General features: G+C 42.6%; 14 protein-coding genes. 4 read left to right on the top strand and 10 right to left on the bottom strand.

The features are described from left to right. The first annotated feature begins 172 nt into the window (after positions 1–172). On the top strand, positions 173–598 hold the full coding sequence (locus tag AACX38_RS14265) for an N-acetyltransferase (RefSeq protein ID WP_255712117.1): 426 nt from the start codon (positions 173–175) through the stop codon (positions 596–598). A gap of 58 nt (positions 599–656) precedes the next feature. Then, complete coding sequence (locus AACX38_RS14260) at positions 657–1,271, top strand: pyridoxamine 5'-phosphate oxidase family protein (RefSeq protein ID WP_255712116.1); 615 nt, start codon at positions 657–659, stop codon at positions 1,269–1,271. Positions 1,272–1,325: 54 nt separating this feature from the next. On the opposite strand, the gene AACX38_RS14255 is transcribed toward AACX38_RS14260, so the two are convergent. Together AACX38_RS14255 and AACX38_RS14250 are read right to left on the bottom strand one after the other, a co-directional pair. Further along, the gene (locus AACX38_RS14255) at positions 1,326–1,763 is read right to left on the bottom strand and encodes a DUF3574 domain-containing protein (RefSeq protein ID WP_228864691.1); all 438 of its coding nucleotides are present in this window, start codon (positions 1,761–1,763) and stop codon (positions 1,326–1,328) included. Positions 1,764–1,809: 46 nt separating this feature from the next. Then, positions 1,810–2,607, bottom strand: a complete 798-nt coding sequence (locus AACX38_RS14250) for a helix-turn-helix transcriptional regulator (RefSeq protein WP_228864689.1) — start codon at positions 2,605–2,607, stop codon at positions 1,810–1,812. A gap of 107 nt (positions 2,608–2,714) precedes the next feature. Between AACX38_RS14250 and AACX38_RS14245 the strand changes: the two genes are divergently transcribed. Then, complete coding sequence (locus AACX38_RS14245) at positions 2,715–4,112, top strand: MFS transporter (protein WP_228864687.1); 1,398 nt, start codon at positions 2,715–2,717, stop codon at positions 4,110–4,112. A 130-nt stretch (positions 4,113–4,242) separates the two neighbouring features. Here the strand turns inward: AACX38_RS14245 and AACX38_RS14240 are convergent, their stop codons facing one another. The 4 genes from AACX38_RS14240 to AACX38_RS14225 form a co-directional block, all read right to left on the bottom strand. Continuing rightward, complete coding sequence (locus AACX38_RS14240) at positions 4,243–5,895, bottom strand: bifunctional aspartate transaminase/aspartate 4-decarboxylase (protein ID WP_228864683.1); 1,653 nt, start codon at positions 5,893–5,895, stop codon at positions 4,243–4,245. Positions 5,896–5,928: 33 nt separating this feature from the next. Next, entirely contained in the window at positions 5,929–7,620 is a 1,692-nt protein-coding gene (aspT, locus tag AACX38_RS14235; RefSeq protein ID WP_099122920.1) for an aspartate-alanine antiporter, read from the bottom strand. Positions 7,621–7,917: 297 nt separating this feature from the next. Beyond that, positions 7,918–8,514: an NADPH-dependent FMN reductase gene (locus AACX38_RS14230; protein ID WP_228864682.1), complete on the bottom strand. Its 597-nt coding sequence runs from the start codon at positions 8,512–8,514 to the stop codon at positions 7,918–7,920. 21 nt (positions 8,515–8,535) lie between these two features. Then, positions 8,536–9,408, bottom strand: a complete 873-nt coding sequence (locus AACX38_RS14225) for an EamA family transporter (RefSeq protein ID WP_228864681.1) — start codon at positions 9,406–9,408, stop codon at positions 8,536–8,538. Between the two features lie 201 nt (positions 9,409–9,609). Here AACX38_RS14225 and AACX38_RS14220 point away from each other — a divergent pair, with 201 nt between their 5' ends. Then, a complete protein-coding gene (locus AACX38_RS14220; protein WP_228864680.1) occupies positions 9,610–10,101 on the top strand; it encodes a MarR family winged helix-turn-helix transcriptional regulator in 492 nt (163 codons plus the stop codon). 157 nt (positions 10,102–10,258) lie between these two features. Here AACX38_RS14220 and AACX38_RS14215 read toward each other — a convergent pair whose 3' ends face one another. The 4 genes from AACX38_RS14215 to AACX38_RS14200 all read right to left on the bottom strand — a co-directional run bounded on the left by AACX38_RS14215 (position 10,259) and on the right by AACX38_RS14200 (position 14,888). After that, positions 10,259–12,361, bottom strand: a complete 2,103-nt coding sequence (locus AACX38_RS14215; RefSeq protein ID WP_228864678.1) for a TonB-dependent receptor domain-containing protein — start codon at positions 12,359–12,361, stop codon at positions 10,259–10,261. A gap of 248 nt (positions 12,362–12,609) precedes the next feature. Further along, positions 12,610–13,023, bottom strand: a complete 414-nt coding sequence (locus AACX38_RS14210; RefSeq protein ID WP_228864677.1) for a DUF2946 domain-containing protein — start codon at positions 13,021–13,023, stop codon at positions 12,610–12,612. A gap of 82 nt (positions 13,024–13,105) precedes the next feature. Further along, the gene (locus tag AACX38_RS14205; protein ID WP_228864676.1) at positions 13,106–13,762 is read right to left on the bottom strand and encodes an ankyrin repeat domain-containing protein; all 657 of its coding nucleotides are present in this window, start codon (positions 13,760–13,762) and stop codon (positions 13,106–13,108) included. Between the two features lie 223 nt (positions 13,763–13,985). After that, positions 13,986–14,888 (bottom strand): LysR family transcriptional regulator, encoded by a 903-nt coding sequence (locus AACX38_RS14200; protein ID WP_228864675.1) that lies wholly within the window; start codon positions 14,886–14,888, stop codon positions 13,986–13,988. Positions 14,889–14,991: the final 103 nt, after the last annotated feature.

The following is a 14,991-nucleotide window of genomic DNA, read 5'->3' as shown; positions in this document are numbered from 1 at the left end:
ATATAATTCCAAAAAAATTTTTTTGGATCTAGGGTTTACTTCTGAAAAGAATGTCGTGCGCAGTAGTGGGGGATTTTTTACTCTACTAAAAAATAATTCCTTATCCTCCAAATTTCATTAAACCTTCATTTATCATATCTGTACTCAAAAAAGAGAAAACATTGGAATAATAATGATCAGAAAATTTTTAAGAGAAGATATGGACACGGTTCTGGTAATCTGGTTGGAGGCATCCATTAAAGCACACCACTTCGTCGCGGCTGATTTCTGGCAATCCCAGATTGAAAATATGAGGAATATCTATATTCCGGCATCCGAAGTGTATGTTTATACTCAAAACCAAAAGGTCATCGGTTTTTATGCGTTACATAATGATATATTAGCTGCAATTTTTGTATCACCTGATAGTCAGGGGCAGGGAGTGGGTAAGAAATTAATCATGGATGCTAAAAGTCGCAGAACTGAACTTACCCTGTCCGTCTATCAGGAAAATAAAAGCAGTTATGATTTTTACCTGTCACAAGGTTTTTATGTAGCGGAAGAGGGTAAAGATGAGGTGACAGGGCATTCTGAATATGTGATGCATTTTCGCAATTAAATACGCCTACCCTATAAAACAGAGCCTATTACGGGTTGATATGAGGATAGATTCCATAATGGATAAAATTGTTACTGATATTACTGAACTTGAGCAAATTTACGGAAAGCCAGTAGGGGCTTCTGTATTTAAAGAAACTGACCATATTCATCCGGCTTATCGTCCATTTATTGAAGCAGCACCATTTGCCATGTTGGCGACTGCGGGTGAAGACGGGCTGGATGCTTCACCCCGGGGAGATCAGCCGGGATTTATTCATATCGAGGATAAGAAGACGCTAATTTTGCCTGATCGAAGGGGAAATAATCGTATTGATAGCCTGCGTAATATTCTGCATGATAATCGTGTTGCATTGTTACTGTTAATTCCGGGTATTGGCGAGACACTGCGTATTAATGGTCGGGCAGAAATTCTGGTTACGCCGTCAATATTAGAACGTTTTGCCCATCGTAATATTTTACCGCAATCTGTATTGCGGATTACGGTTGATGCAGTTTTCTTCCAATGCAGCCGCGCCATTATGCGTTCAGGTTTATGGGATGCATCAACTCAGATTGATCGTAGTGCCTTACCCAGCCCGGGCTATGTTCTCAAGGCATTGAGCAAAAGTGAGTTTGATGATGTTGAATACGACACTCACTTAGATCAGAGACTGAAAGACAATTTGTACTAATTTATTCAGGTGTCAGTAAGGATCCCTTATCCCGGCGTATTGCCGGGATATCTCTCAAAACGCTACACATACCGGCGCATCTACCCGCATTACTGAATCTTGCGCAAACTGCTGTTTATAGCTGCTGCGTAGCGCCTCGATATTTGTTTCGCTCTTCTTGCCCTGAGTATGGATTAACAGTAACGCTTTGCTGTTTTCGCGAGCCAGCTTGCCATCGTTGCCTAACCACTGTCCCTTAGCATCAAATACCGACAATCCATCTTTAAAGCGCGGCGTGACCTGTTGGTCGATGAATGTTTGCCACTCGGCGGCAGTAATCACCGGCCCTGACGGACGGTTCAGTCCAAAATAGAGCGTAGTCTGGATCATGGGATCACCTGTACGACAAACCTGCGAGGGTGTTGGTGAAATGGTATTACGGTTTGGTGTTGCACAGCCGCTTAACAACAGGGCGGTTATTGCTGCGGCAACCAGTATTGGGGTATTTTTCATTTACTGTTTCTCTACGGATATCTTGTATTGATAAAGTTCCTGTTTTTTAAAGCGAGGAGGGTGTCAGTTTCGCATAAACAATTAAACGTAGATATTTTTCTAAATCAATGGTCATTGAGGTGTACTCAAAAGAAGTAATCTGCTGATTAATACTCAACGACCGCATTCCATTACAGGGTTCATAGATTTCATGCCGATGCCACATTTCATAAAAATCAGGGGAAATTTTAAGTAATTTATTCACCAGCTCCTGAACATAACTATCTTTTGAGGCTATTGCATAATCGCGTCTGAAACTGGCTAACATTTTATAAGCATCCTGTTGCCAATTTGGTAATAATTCACGGTAGTGATTATTGGTAAATAACAGCCATAATAAATTGCGTTGCTCATCTTTTATCTGGCTGAAATGAAAATACTCATCGGCCTGCTGGTTAAATTCCAGCACATCCCAATATAGATTTAATACATACGTTAAATGAGGAGATAAATCTCCCATCAATCGTTTGATCAGGGGAGAAATAAAACTTCGCGTCTGGCTGGTGGTAATAGGTTCACGCATATGAGCCAGTAAATAGAGATGTCGCCGTTCTGCTGAATTGAGTTTAAAAACGCTGGCGATATTATCCAAAAAAGTTGCCGATACTCCAATTTCCCGACCTTGTTCTAACCATGTGTACCATGTCAGGCCAACACCAGCTAAAGCCGCGACTTCTTCACGTCTTAATCCCGATGTTCTCCGTCGGCCAATGTGCGGTAGTCCGACAGATTCAGGGCTGATACTTTCTCTTTTAGTACGCAAAAAATTGGCCAATTCAGTACGAGTTCTTTTTAACTTTGACATTAAGCTCAATCCTATTGCTTTTAGTAATAGTATAATTGGTTAAATTGTAACAGGATAATATGAGAACTAAAATCCTCTTCATTTCAAATAGCGAGAGGGTTTTGATTATGACTAAAAGGGATTATTTAGCCCTGTCAGTATTATTACTGGCTGGATTTGTGACTATTTTTGATTTGTTTGTTGTCAATATTGCCGTTACCAATATTCAGACCCACTTACAGGCAAGTATATTTCAGGTTACGCTGGTCATTGTGACCTATGAAATTGGGTTCGGTTTATTGCTGATTACCGGTGGTCGCTTAGGCGATTTGTTTGGCAGACGGCGGTTATTCCAGTTGGGTATTCTTACCTTTACATTCACATCATTACTTTGTGGTTTAGCGCCAACCGCAAATACTTTAATTATCGCTCGTTTCTTGCAGGGCCTTGCTGCCGCACTATTATTTCCACAGGTATATGCCTGTATTCGTGTTAATTTCGAGGGGGACAACGCACGCAAGGCATTTGGATTACTGGGTATGACTTTAGGGTTTGCTGCTATCGCAGGGCAAATTTTAGGCGGATGGATGATATCGGCCAATTTCTGGGATTTACAATGGCGATCTATTTTCCTCGTTAATATCCCTGTCGGGATACTGGCACTGATTTTTTCTGGTTATATTCCTGAGAGCAAGGCGAAGGAAAAAACAGGGTTGGACTGGGGAGGCGTCGCACTTTCCGGTATTGGTATTTTTGCTTTATTGTCGCCACTTTTAGTCGGTCCAGTCCTGGGATGGCCCGCATGGTGTTGGTTACTGCTCTTGTTATCATTGGTGACGTTGTCACAATTTGTACGACATGAAAGGCGTTATGTCTATCAGGGAAAAACGCCATTATTCAATTTCGAGTTACTGAAAAACAGACAGTTCCGATTAGGTTGCTTATTGGTTTTGTGTATCTATTCCACGTCCAGTTCATTCTTTCTTATTTTTGCCTTATTTTTACAAAGTGGTCTGGGTCTTGCTGCCATAGATGCCGGACTAATTTTTGCACCCGCCAGTATTGGGTTTGTTTTATCTTCACTCACAGCGCCTTACTGGGTTAAACGATTCGGGAATCGGGCTATTGTGGCGGGAGCATTGCTATATTTTGTCTCATTTATTGTTTTGGCTGTTGTTATCGCTCAATTACAGGTTAACTCTAACTTAATGTTAATCATTCCGGTTGTTACCATTTTGGGGTACGGGCAGGGTTTTGTGATGACACCATTGCTTAATATTGTGCTGGCTTTTGTTCATGCCAAATTTGCCGGAATGGCTTCAGGTATTGTCTCTACGCTACAGCAAGTTGGTGCTGCTTTTGGGGTTGCTATTGTCAGTATTCTGGTTCAATGGAAATTAGACATTACAGGTGTTTCTGCTTTTATTGGATACCAAAATGCCTTGGTCAGTGGAATGTTTTATAACATCGCTGCTGCTTTTGTTGCATTTTGTCTGTTGAGAGCGTTGAATCGAACCGCTCCATGATGACTAAGGTCATTGAACGATAGAGTGCAAAGTTTTGCACTCTATCGTCGTAGCAGGCGAGTGGCGTATCAGCGTGTCTTCCAGGCTCCGTTTTTTGATAGAAGTTCAACTTAATAGCCACCTATTAAATTTAATAACTATCTATCTTAGAACGATCTTTTTTATTCACTTTACTCGGGGAGACATTTGATTTGTGTTTTCCCTCTTTTGTGAAAACAACAAAGTATTCCTCAAGCAATTTTTTCAACGCCTTGCCGATAGTGGCATATTCATACTCATTGAGGTTGGCAAGCGATATTCTGCCTGCGGGGTTCAGTGTGCCGAAACCCGAACCTGGCAACATCACAATGCCGGTGTCTTCAGCGATTTTAAACAGGAACTGAGTTGAATCAACCGTACCCTTCACCCATGTTGCGAACGCATTACCATAAATGCGGCGGGATATTTCCTCCAGATCAAGCAGCGTATAGTAATCAACGGATTCTTCATCATCAGACTGAACAATGCCCAGTTCACGATATAGCACCGCCTGACGCCGACGAATGATCTTGGTTACAGAGGATTTATAACCATTATCACTATCCATCAGGGAAAACAGAGCAAACAGTACCATCTGAATCTGCTGTGGGGTGGATAATCCGGCGGTATGATTCAGCGCCACGCTGCGGCTGTCTGCAACAACCCGGTCAAGGAAGCGCAGGGCACTGACATCAGGGGTGAGGGACTCATAACGCTTATTCAAGCGTTTTTTCTCACTGGCAGGTAAAGCAGCCAATTTCTGCTCGAGAATATTGTTACGGTGTAACGCAATTACACCGAGACGCCATCCGGTTGCGCCAAAATATTTGGAGAATGAGTAAACCAGAATTGTGTTCCGTGGGCAGGTCGCGAAAAGGGATTTAAAATCATTAGCGAAGGTGCCATAAACATCATCGGTAAGAATAATCAAATCAGGGCGTTGACGGATAATGTCTGCCAGTTTTTCCAAACCATGCTCATCGATTTTAACGGAAGCCGGGTTACTGGGGTTTACGCAGAAAAATATTTTTACCGAAGGGTCCAACAACTTCTCCAGCTCGCTGTCGGGATACTGCCAGCGGTTTTTGGGTGACGCCTGTACCATCACCGTCTTAAGCTGAAAATCTTCAAGCTGAGGGATCTCAATATAAGGCGTAAAGATGGGGGAGCCTATTGCCACTTTATCACCGACTTTCACCAGACCATTATTGCGTAGGCTATTGAACAGATAAGTCATTGCTGCTGTGCCACCCTCAACAGCAAAAAGTTCCACATCATGTGCTGAAACCAGACCGCCTACCATTTCTTTTACAATGTACTCTCGGGTAATCTGCTCACTAATCCGCTGCATACGAGGAGGTTCTGGGTAGTTGGCTCCGAGAATTCCCTCAACCATTTCATGCAGAAACTGAGAAGCTGACAGACCAAGTTGATCACGAACGTAGCTGACGGCTCTGGCGAGAAAAGAGATACCGGGTTGGTCATGGTTTGCTGACAGAAACTCATCAAAGCGCGCCTCAATACCCTCAATCCGGGGCAATCCACCGATATCATGCGGCAAATAAGAATAGGAGAGCTCAGCTTCTGAAGTGGCAAATAGACCTAAACGCCAAAACGCCCGGCGCGGTAAGGTTGCCAGAAAGTTCGGGTTCCCACGACCTGCATTGAGCATCGTGCGTCCGGATTTACTTGACGCCAATTGGATCAACGCATCTTTAAGTTCAAAAGGACTGAGAGCAGCATACTTATCCTGTTGTTTAGACATGTAGTTTACTCCACTTGTAAAGGTTACATTGGCTTACGCAATAGCAACGATGAGTGGGCCTAATAAAGTCAGGAACACATTGGCTAAACCATACGTCACAGCAAAAGGAGCTGTTGGTATGGCATTGCCGGCTTTATTGAGAACTTCACCAAAAGCGGGATTAGCACTGCGGGTTCCCGACAAGGCTCCGGCAAAAATGGCGGCATTGTCATAGCGTAGGAGATAACGTCCGATAAACAGCGTAATCATCAACGGCACAACAGTGACCACCACACCAATAAGAAAAATCGAAATACCGCTTGAGCGAATGGTTTCAACCGCTTGCAGGCCTGATTGCAGTCCTACTACGGCCACAAAACCGGCCAGCCCCAAATCACGAAGGATTGAAGAGGCACCGCTGGGGATATTACCGCTCAGTGGCTTACGCGACTGATACCAGCCAAAAAGCAGACCGGATAGCAGTGCGCCACCGCCACTCCCCAGCGTAAGAGGTACTGAGCCAATACGTACTATTAGCAGGCCGATTAACAGGCCAACGGCAATACCGAGACAGTGAAAAAGCAAATCTGTCTTGATACTTTTCACCAGAGAAGCGCCAACCAGTGATATCGCTCGCTGAATATCCTGTTCGCTGCCGTACAGCGTTATCACGTCGTTATGCTTGATGACCGTATCATCAGAGAGGGTCAGCATATTTTCTCCACGTTTTATGCTGATGACATAGATACCATGACGTACATCGGAGGCTACCTGAGTGCGGAGTTCTGCAAGCCGCTTATTAATAAAGGCCGGGTTTACCACCAACGCTTCACTGGTTGTCATGACCATCGATGGCCCGTGTTCGGTCAGCACTTCCTTACCCAGATGCTTAGCCAGAGCGACAATACCTTGTCGGCGTCCGACCAGAAGTAAAACATCATTCTCCATAAGGAGAAGATCCGGTGTAACATGAATTTCTTCTCCTCCGCGTTTGAGTCTTTCCAGCGTAACGGGGAACTGTGGAGAAGCTAACGCTTCCAGTTCTGAGACGTGTATATTTTTTGCCGGCCCGGCCTCATAGAGACGGCCCACAATACCCGGTAGAGCAGGCGTCTGGTCTGCGGATAATAAAGGTGCTCCTTTGAGTAAATCCAGCTCGGCTTTCATCGCATCTTCCCGAATGGAACGCCTCATTATTTTGGGCAGGATGTTAACGCAGATAATGATGGTACCAAGGGAACCGAAGATGTAAGTCACTGCGTAACCAACGGCAACGTTGCCTTGCAACTGCTGTATCTGTGCCGGAGCCAGATCAAGTTTAGCAATGGCTGCACCAGCGGTGCCAATGATCGCGGATTGTGTTAATGCACCTGCGGCGATGCCTGCAGCGGTACCTTGATCAAGAGAGAAAAGTTTTGCCATGACGACGAGTGTCAACAGCCCACTCACTGCCAGTACCAAAGAAAGTGCGACTTCACGTAGCGTTTGACGGCCCAGTGAGGAAAAGAATTTAGGCCCGCTATCAAAGCCGACAGCATAAATAAACAGGGCAAATAGGACATTTTTAATTCCGTCGCCGATACTGACACCAACCTGGCTAATCAACACGGCTACAACCAGTGCACCGGCTACACCACCCAGTTGGAATGCTCCTAGTTTGAACCTCCCCAACCATGTGCCACCAGCCAAAGCGAGAAAAAGTGCAATTTCAGGAGAAAGGCTAAAAAGTTCATGTAACCAGGCCATTAAATTAGCTCCTTTGTTTTCTTAGATAGAAATTAGCAATGGATTACAGAATGACTGGCTTTTAATGTGATAAGCGAAATAATCTAAGCCGCTCCACTAAATTTAGCACATTTGATGCAGTATGAATTTTGATCGCCCGATACGACAAATACGGGGATAAAATAAGAGACAGGGAGCCGGCATTTCATTCCCAAGAATATAGAGATATAAAAACGGGACTTAGGGTGAATAATTGCAGCCAGTAAGGCTGCAACCTGAAAGACGGAAAATATATTTTTAAAACTTAATACAATTTCCTTACATACCGTACGGATACTGTTGCATTTCATCACCAATAGCGTCGCGTACATGCTTCAAAGCTTCGGCATAAGATTTAAGTAGCTTTAATGTATAGTGAACCCGATTTTCAAATGCTGTATCACTGCAAACCAATTCAGGAGAAATTAAATTACCAGCCTGACGGAAAATTAAATGATCAGGCAGGAAACAGACATGGTTATTTTTAAAACCAGTCATACGTAGTTCGGAGATAGGATAAACCCCATTTGGGCCACTAGAAACACTGGTTAATAATGCGGGCTTATGTCCTAATTCGGTCACAGAGCAATATAACAATAAATTTTTCAGTGCTGGTGGTACCATTCCATGCCATTCAGGAGAGACAAAAATAAAAGCGTCACTGTCTCTTAAATGATGAGCAACTGCCTGCCACGGATGTGATTCTGCTGATATATCGGTTGTATAGCCATCATGAAGAGGAAGGTCTACATTACATAATTCAAGAAATTTGATATCAGTAAATCCATATTCACTACTCAATTTTTGCAAATAACGGGCTATACGCTGGCTATTAGAATTCTGACGCTGACTACCAGAGATTAAGGTTAACTTCATATGGTACTGCTCCTTTTATTTTTAATTTGCCTTTTTAAGGTTGTAGGGTTGTGGAGCTGTCTGGATCCTATTTCTGGGTATAGAAAACCAAACCGCAGTAATAATGATGCAGGCTCCGATAAATTGGAAGAAAGAAAACGTTTGTTTTAAAAAAACAAAGCCAAGTATGCACGCCGATAATGCACTCATAAAACCTAAAAAAGATATTGTGACAACCGGTAGTTTTTCAATTCCCCTAAACCAAATAATGTAAGAAAAGACTGCGCCGATAAGGCATAAATAACCATAGCCGAAGATATTAGTTAATGTAATCTGGTGAGGTATTCCCTCAGTTAAAATAGCCACGGGCAGTAACATCATTCCACCTAACATTAATTGCCAGCCAGTGAAGCTTAATAACGATAAGTTAGTAGGGCGGTTCCAATATTTGGTTAAAACAACACCCAATGCCATACAGCCACAACCGGCAAAACCAGCAATAATTCCCTGCCAGTTTAAACGAGTGTTTGCATTGGTGACGAGAAGTGCAATACCTATAATTCCGAGAATTGCTGAAACGATATGCATTTTCGTCAGCGGGGTTTTGAGTAGAAAGGTACTTAGCAAAATAACAAAAATAGGCTGGCATGACATAATCAAAGCGGCTGTTCCGCCGGGAAGGTACCAAGCAGCCATAAAAAGGAAATAAAAAAAGGCGCCGATGTTTAATAACCCGAGAATAGCCAGACGAAGCCACCATATTCCCTTTGGAAATGTACGGCAAATTAACAGTAATAAAATTCCGGCAGGTAGTGCTCTGAGAGTTGCAGCAAGTAAGGGGGTATTAGGTGGCAACATTTCAGTAGTAATAACATAAGTGCTTCCCCATACAATTGGTGCTAATGCAGTAAGCATAAGATTACGGAGCATTATAGTTTCCTGTGTTATTTTTCCTTTGTTTACAGTCTCATCTATCAATTCATTGGGTATAGATGCTAAAAATTAACTGTAAACTTCATTTTTAAAAGTATCTTTATGTAAAGATAAATTAAAATAATAGCCTATACAAATTTTATCAAGTATCTTTTCACAAAAATAAATGAATAGGGAAAAAACATGAAGTACGATCACGTTGACCGTTTACTCATACAGTGGGAACAACAACGTCCAGATCTTGACCCATCACCGATGGGTGTTATCGGGCGTTTATGCCGGGCGAATAAAATTATTGAACAGCGATTACAGGCAACATTCAAAACCTTTGACCTGAGCGCTATTGAGTTTGATATTCTTGCGACACTACGTCGTCACAATTCACCAATCACACCAACCGAAATGTATCAGTCAGTTATGTTAACTTCAGGTGCAATGAGTACCCGTATTGAACATATGGTGCAGCGTGGGTTAGTTGAACGTGCCGCTAATGATAAAGATCGACGCAGTTGCAAAGTCTCTTTAACTTCAGAGGGAAGGGCCTTGATCGATAAAGTGGTTGAAAGTCATTTGGAAAATTCAAGAGCGATTCTCAGTGCATTATCGAATGAACAGCAAGAGCAATTGGCTATGCTTTTACGTCATTGGTTGCTAACGAATGAGTCAGATATTTAGGATTAGTCTGATAATTTCATTCTTTTGAAAGAATCTTTTCAAAAAAATATTTCTTAATGTGATGTGAAAATAACTTTAGTAAAAAAGTTCATTAAGAAATGAAAAGAAACTTTGCCCCGAATTAATTCAGGGCAAAGCCCGGGAGGTCAGTCAGAGATTAGAATTTCACGTTAAATCTGGCCCAATAAGTACGACCCGGCTCGTTAACAGGCGTATTGGCAGAATAACCAAAGCCATCATTTCCTGCACGATTGAGGTGTTCGCTATAGGTTTTATTAAAAATATTGTCCACACCGACACTGACCTGCATATTTTTAGTCACCTTATAAGCGGCATTAGCAGAAAAAACGGCAAAACCGGCACTGCGCTCAAAATCTCTTCCAGCCACACTACCTTCATTCATCGCAATCTGGTTTTGTTTGCTGACCAGACGCAATAAACCGTTGCTACTCCAGTCACCAGACTCCCAGCTCAGACCAAAGCGGGCTTCCAATGGTGGAGTTTGTGGCAATGGACGATGGTTTGAATTATTTCTCGCCCAGGAATAAGCCAGACTTGCATTGGTTTTCCAATTTTCATTCAGATGATAGCCAACGCCCATTTCTCCACCCAGTATGGTGGTATCAATGTTACGAACATTATCGGCTTTTTGATCGGCATAATGGAACAGAATGAAGTCATCGATTTTTCCTGCATAAGCGGAAATCCAGCCTTGCAAATGATGATCGTTATAATGAGCCCCGATATCTAACTGCGTTGTTTTCTCTGTTTTCAGTTGATTAAAAACACGCCCTTTTAACGCGAACAACTCCCAAAAATCAGGGAAGCGCTCAGTATAACCAACACCGGCATAGAACATCACCGGAGCTTCTTTCAGGTTATGTTCATATCGGACAAAACCGGCTGGTAAAGTATCAGTTCGTTCTTCCTGTTTTTCCTCGATTTTTTTAGGATATCTATCCACCAGAACGCGATCTAAACGAGCACCGCCAATTACCTTACTTTGTTCGTCAGCATCCCAGCTCAGTTCGCCAAAAACACCATAATCACGGAAACGGGCATCTTTTTGTGATTGATTACGGTGCGTATTGGTCTGCATATCCACACCGCTTTGTAATGTGAAATCTTCCCAAATCCATGTACCCATCATGCGTCCGCCCAGAGTTTTGCGATCTACCTGATGAGACATTTTCATGCCATTACCATGCCCGCCGTGTCCTCCATGACTACCATGATTCATGTGGCTACTTTTCATATGGCTATTTCCGTGCCCCATATGGCTGTCACCATGTCCCATTTTCATTGCTGTAAGGGAAGGGCGGGATAAGTTATCCATTACATGAGTGGTGGCGTTGTAATAAAAATTAGTCTCAAACTTGTCAAATACATCGCCGATATTGGATTTTTCAAAGCGCATTCCCAAACTTTCGCGTTTGAATTTCGAACCATCCATTGCTCGACCAGCATAGCGAGCCTTTCCATCTCCCTGTCCGGCATTTAACTCCAGCAGGGTATTATCATCCGGTGTCCAACCCAATGCCACATCCGTATTCCACTTGTTCCAATGGGAAGGAATGCGATACCCATCACCGTCTTTGTAGTCATTAGAACGGGATTTATTACCGATAAAGCGCATATAACCATATTGATTGCCGAAACTCAGGTCTGCATTACCATCCCAGCGTCCATTAGAACCAGCGACTGTGCTGATATTACCTTTAGCATCCGGTTCTGAAAATTGTGGGCGGGAGCGTTCAAAACGAATCGTTCCTGCGGAGTTCCCCGGTCCCCAAAGCACAGTCTGCGGCCCTTTAACCAAACTCAAAACATCATAACTTTCTGGTGAAATATATGAACTTGGGGCGTCCATCCGTGACGGGCAAGAACCCATAACTTCGCCGTCATCAATCAGCATCCGTAAGCGAGAACCAAACATCCCACGAAATACCGGATCTCCGTTAGTTCCGCCACTACGAACCTGAGAAAATCCCGGAATGGTTTTCAGATAATCTGAACCATCACTGGCGGGGACGGGTTGACGGGGAGTTTTAAGTGAGGAAAAAATATTCAGGGGCGAAACAGCCGGAGCAGTTACGGTAATGACTGATTCACTTTCATAGGCTACATTTCCACGAACTGAGTTTAAATTTTTTGTCTCTTCAGCACGTTCTTTTGTGGCAGCCATACCATTTGGAATAAAGAGTGCGATAGCTAAAGCCGTAGCCAAAGGCGATGCGCGAAACAATTGTGTAGCAGACATGAAAAATATTCCTTAATTAATCACAAATCCTGTTTTTGAATTTGTTTAAAACAATACCAACTTGCCCTGTAAAAATGATTTCAGGCAAGGAAAATAGATGATTTATTTATTCATACACAATGGATTTCAAGATGCATCGCGGCGGCAAGGGAGATCATCCCCGGGAGCATAGATAACTATGTGACTGGGGTGAGCGAGTGCAGCCAACAAAGAGGCAACTTGAAAGACGAAGTGTACAGATAAGAAAATTAATTAAGGGGTGGTGCTCGTGGCTGTGACTCACCATAGAACAGCCGGATAGCCGGGCCAGAAAAGCGGGGGGCTGGTGGCGCACGGGAAATCGTCAGCGTCAACAAGATGAAAGGAATAAACGAACCTGACAATAACGGCAGGTTAATCAATAGCTGGCAATAACCACAGGCAATATCATCCATCAACCCCATATGAACATGATCAACGCCATGATGATTCATGCTGTCTGATTGATGATGACTATTTTGCATATCAGGCATTGGCATACCATGACATGCTTCATTTTTCATACCATCGCGATGATGTTCCAGTGTTTTTGATACCACTGGAGCAATGAACAGCATCAGAATTGCCAGTAAGGCAATCCAGGCAGGAGTTCGGCGCTGTGATAGATGAAAAAGTGATAACAAACTATTGATCCGGATCAATACTAACGATTGGGCGCCAATCTTACTGTATTTTTACTGATTTTGTTAAAGAATTTTTCTCTGATTATTTGGCGTTAGCACTTTCCAATAGTTTAATGATGTCTTTATATCCACGCTGGCGAGCATGAGTAAGCGCAGTAACCCCGTTTTTATCCGGTATGTTAACATTAGCACCGCCCTTAATGAGCCGATCAATAATGTCGACATAAACCGAAGAACCATTACCTAATACGACAGCTTCCATTAACGCCGTCCATCCTAATTTGTTAATGTGATTAGGATTAACACCAGCATCCAGCAGGATCTGTACAGTTTCAGGATGCCCTTTTTCGGCGGCGGGGATCAGCGCAGTCCCTCCATAGCGGTTGGTATCTTTCAGGTTCGCGCCATGATGTAAAATTGCAATGAGTATTTTATTGTAACCCTGTGCTCCTGCCAGCAAATAAGGCGTATCGAGCTGTCTATCTTTAGCATTGACATCTGCACCGCTTTGGATAAGGAAAATAGCAATCGCAGCATAATTATGCCGTGTAGCCAGCATGAGAGGAGTGCGCTGTTGTCCGTCACGCTCATCAAGTAAAGCTTGATCATCATTCAATAGGGATTTGACGGTTTCTATATCGTTCTGATTGACAGCATCATGCAAAGGGTTTGCATACACGTTGACATTTAACAAACAAAAAAGAAAAGTGAAATAAATTGGAATATATTTAAATTTCATCTTGATATACCTAATTAATGTGAATATGTAGGATTCAGAATTCGAAATTATCATTTAATCGGGAAATGAATATTTTCGTTTTTTAATTGTGCTATATCAGTTCTATATTTAATTTATTCAGAGGTATAAGGGTAAGATATTTTACATCGACATAACCCTATCATATTTGCATAATATTTTTGATATGCATTTTTAGACCGGCAATATCAATTTTATTAAGTGCCTAATATCCTAACTCCTCCAAAAACAAATCAAGAATAGCATTAGTTCGTTTGCCTTTGCGTGTCACGATTGAGATTTTAGAATCATAATAAATTTGCTCAGGTAACAGTGCCTTCATAAAACCTTTCTCTACCCAGATACGAGCGTAGTGATCCGGAAGAAACCCCACGAACTTACCGGTAAGAATTAAAAATGCGATGCCTTCGCGATCAGATGCTGTTGCCGCGCTGTTCAGCAACTTATGGTGATTCATGGCTTCAGTGCCTATACGGTAGCTGGGAATAACAGCATCCAGTTGATTTAACTGCTCAGTATCAAAGTTATCCGCAAGCAGAAATGCTTTATGTTTATTACTACAATAAAGATATGACCGTTCATTATAGAGTGGTAAGTAATTTAATCCCGACAATGGTGTAATCAAAGGTAGGGCGCCCACCTGTAATCTTCCATCCAATATACCTCGTTCAATTTCTGTCGGAGTACTCATACTAATATTAATCAGAATATTGTCACTTGCTGAACGCAGGCGCTCCAGCGCGTTAGTAATCCGCATCATTGGTTGTGTGACAAGGTTATTAATAATGCCGATATTAAACTCTCCCCGTAACTGCTTATGTATTTGATTGACATACTGGCGGAATTCTTCAATTGACGCCATCATAGTTTCACTGGCTCGCAGAATTTCCTGCCCTTCATCAGTCAGAGAAAAACCAGCGCGACCACGCTGGCATAAGCGCATGCCCAAACGCTTTTCCAAATCCCCCATATGAAGGCTGATTGCTGAACGAGTGATACCGAGCAGGCTTTCGGCCGCAGAAAAACTACCACATTCTGCAACGATCTTAAATATACGTAATAATTTCAAATCAAAATCAGTTACTTGCCTAAAATTTGCAGGTTTCATTTACGTGAGTAAACTCATTACTAATGATTCAATAAATAAGATTTAACTTGAATATCGTTTTATTGCAAACTCACTGTGATGACTTTTTGTTACATTTTCGTGC

The sequence above is a fragment of the Xenorhabdus sp. PB30.3 genome, assembly GCF_963895965.1.
GTDB lineage: Bacteria > Pseudomonadota > Gammaproteobacteria > Enterobacterales > Enterobacteriaceae > Xenorhabdus > Xenorhabdus stockiae.
This window is presented reverse-complemented; position numbering and strand designations above follow the sequence as displayed.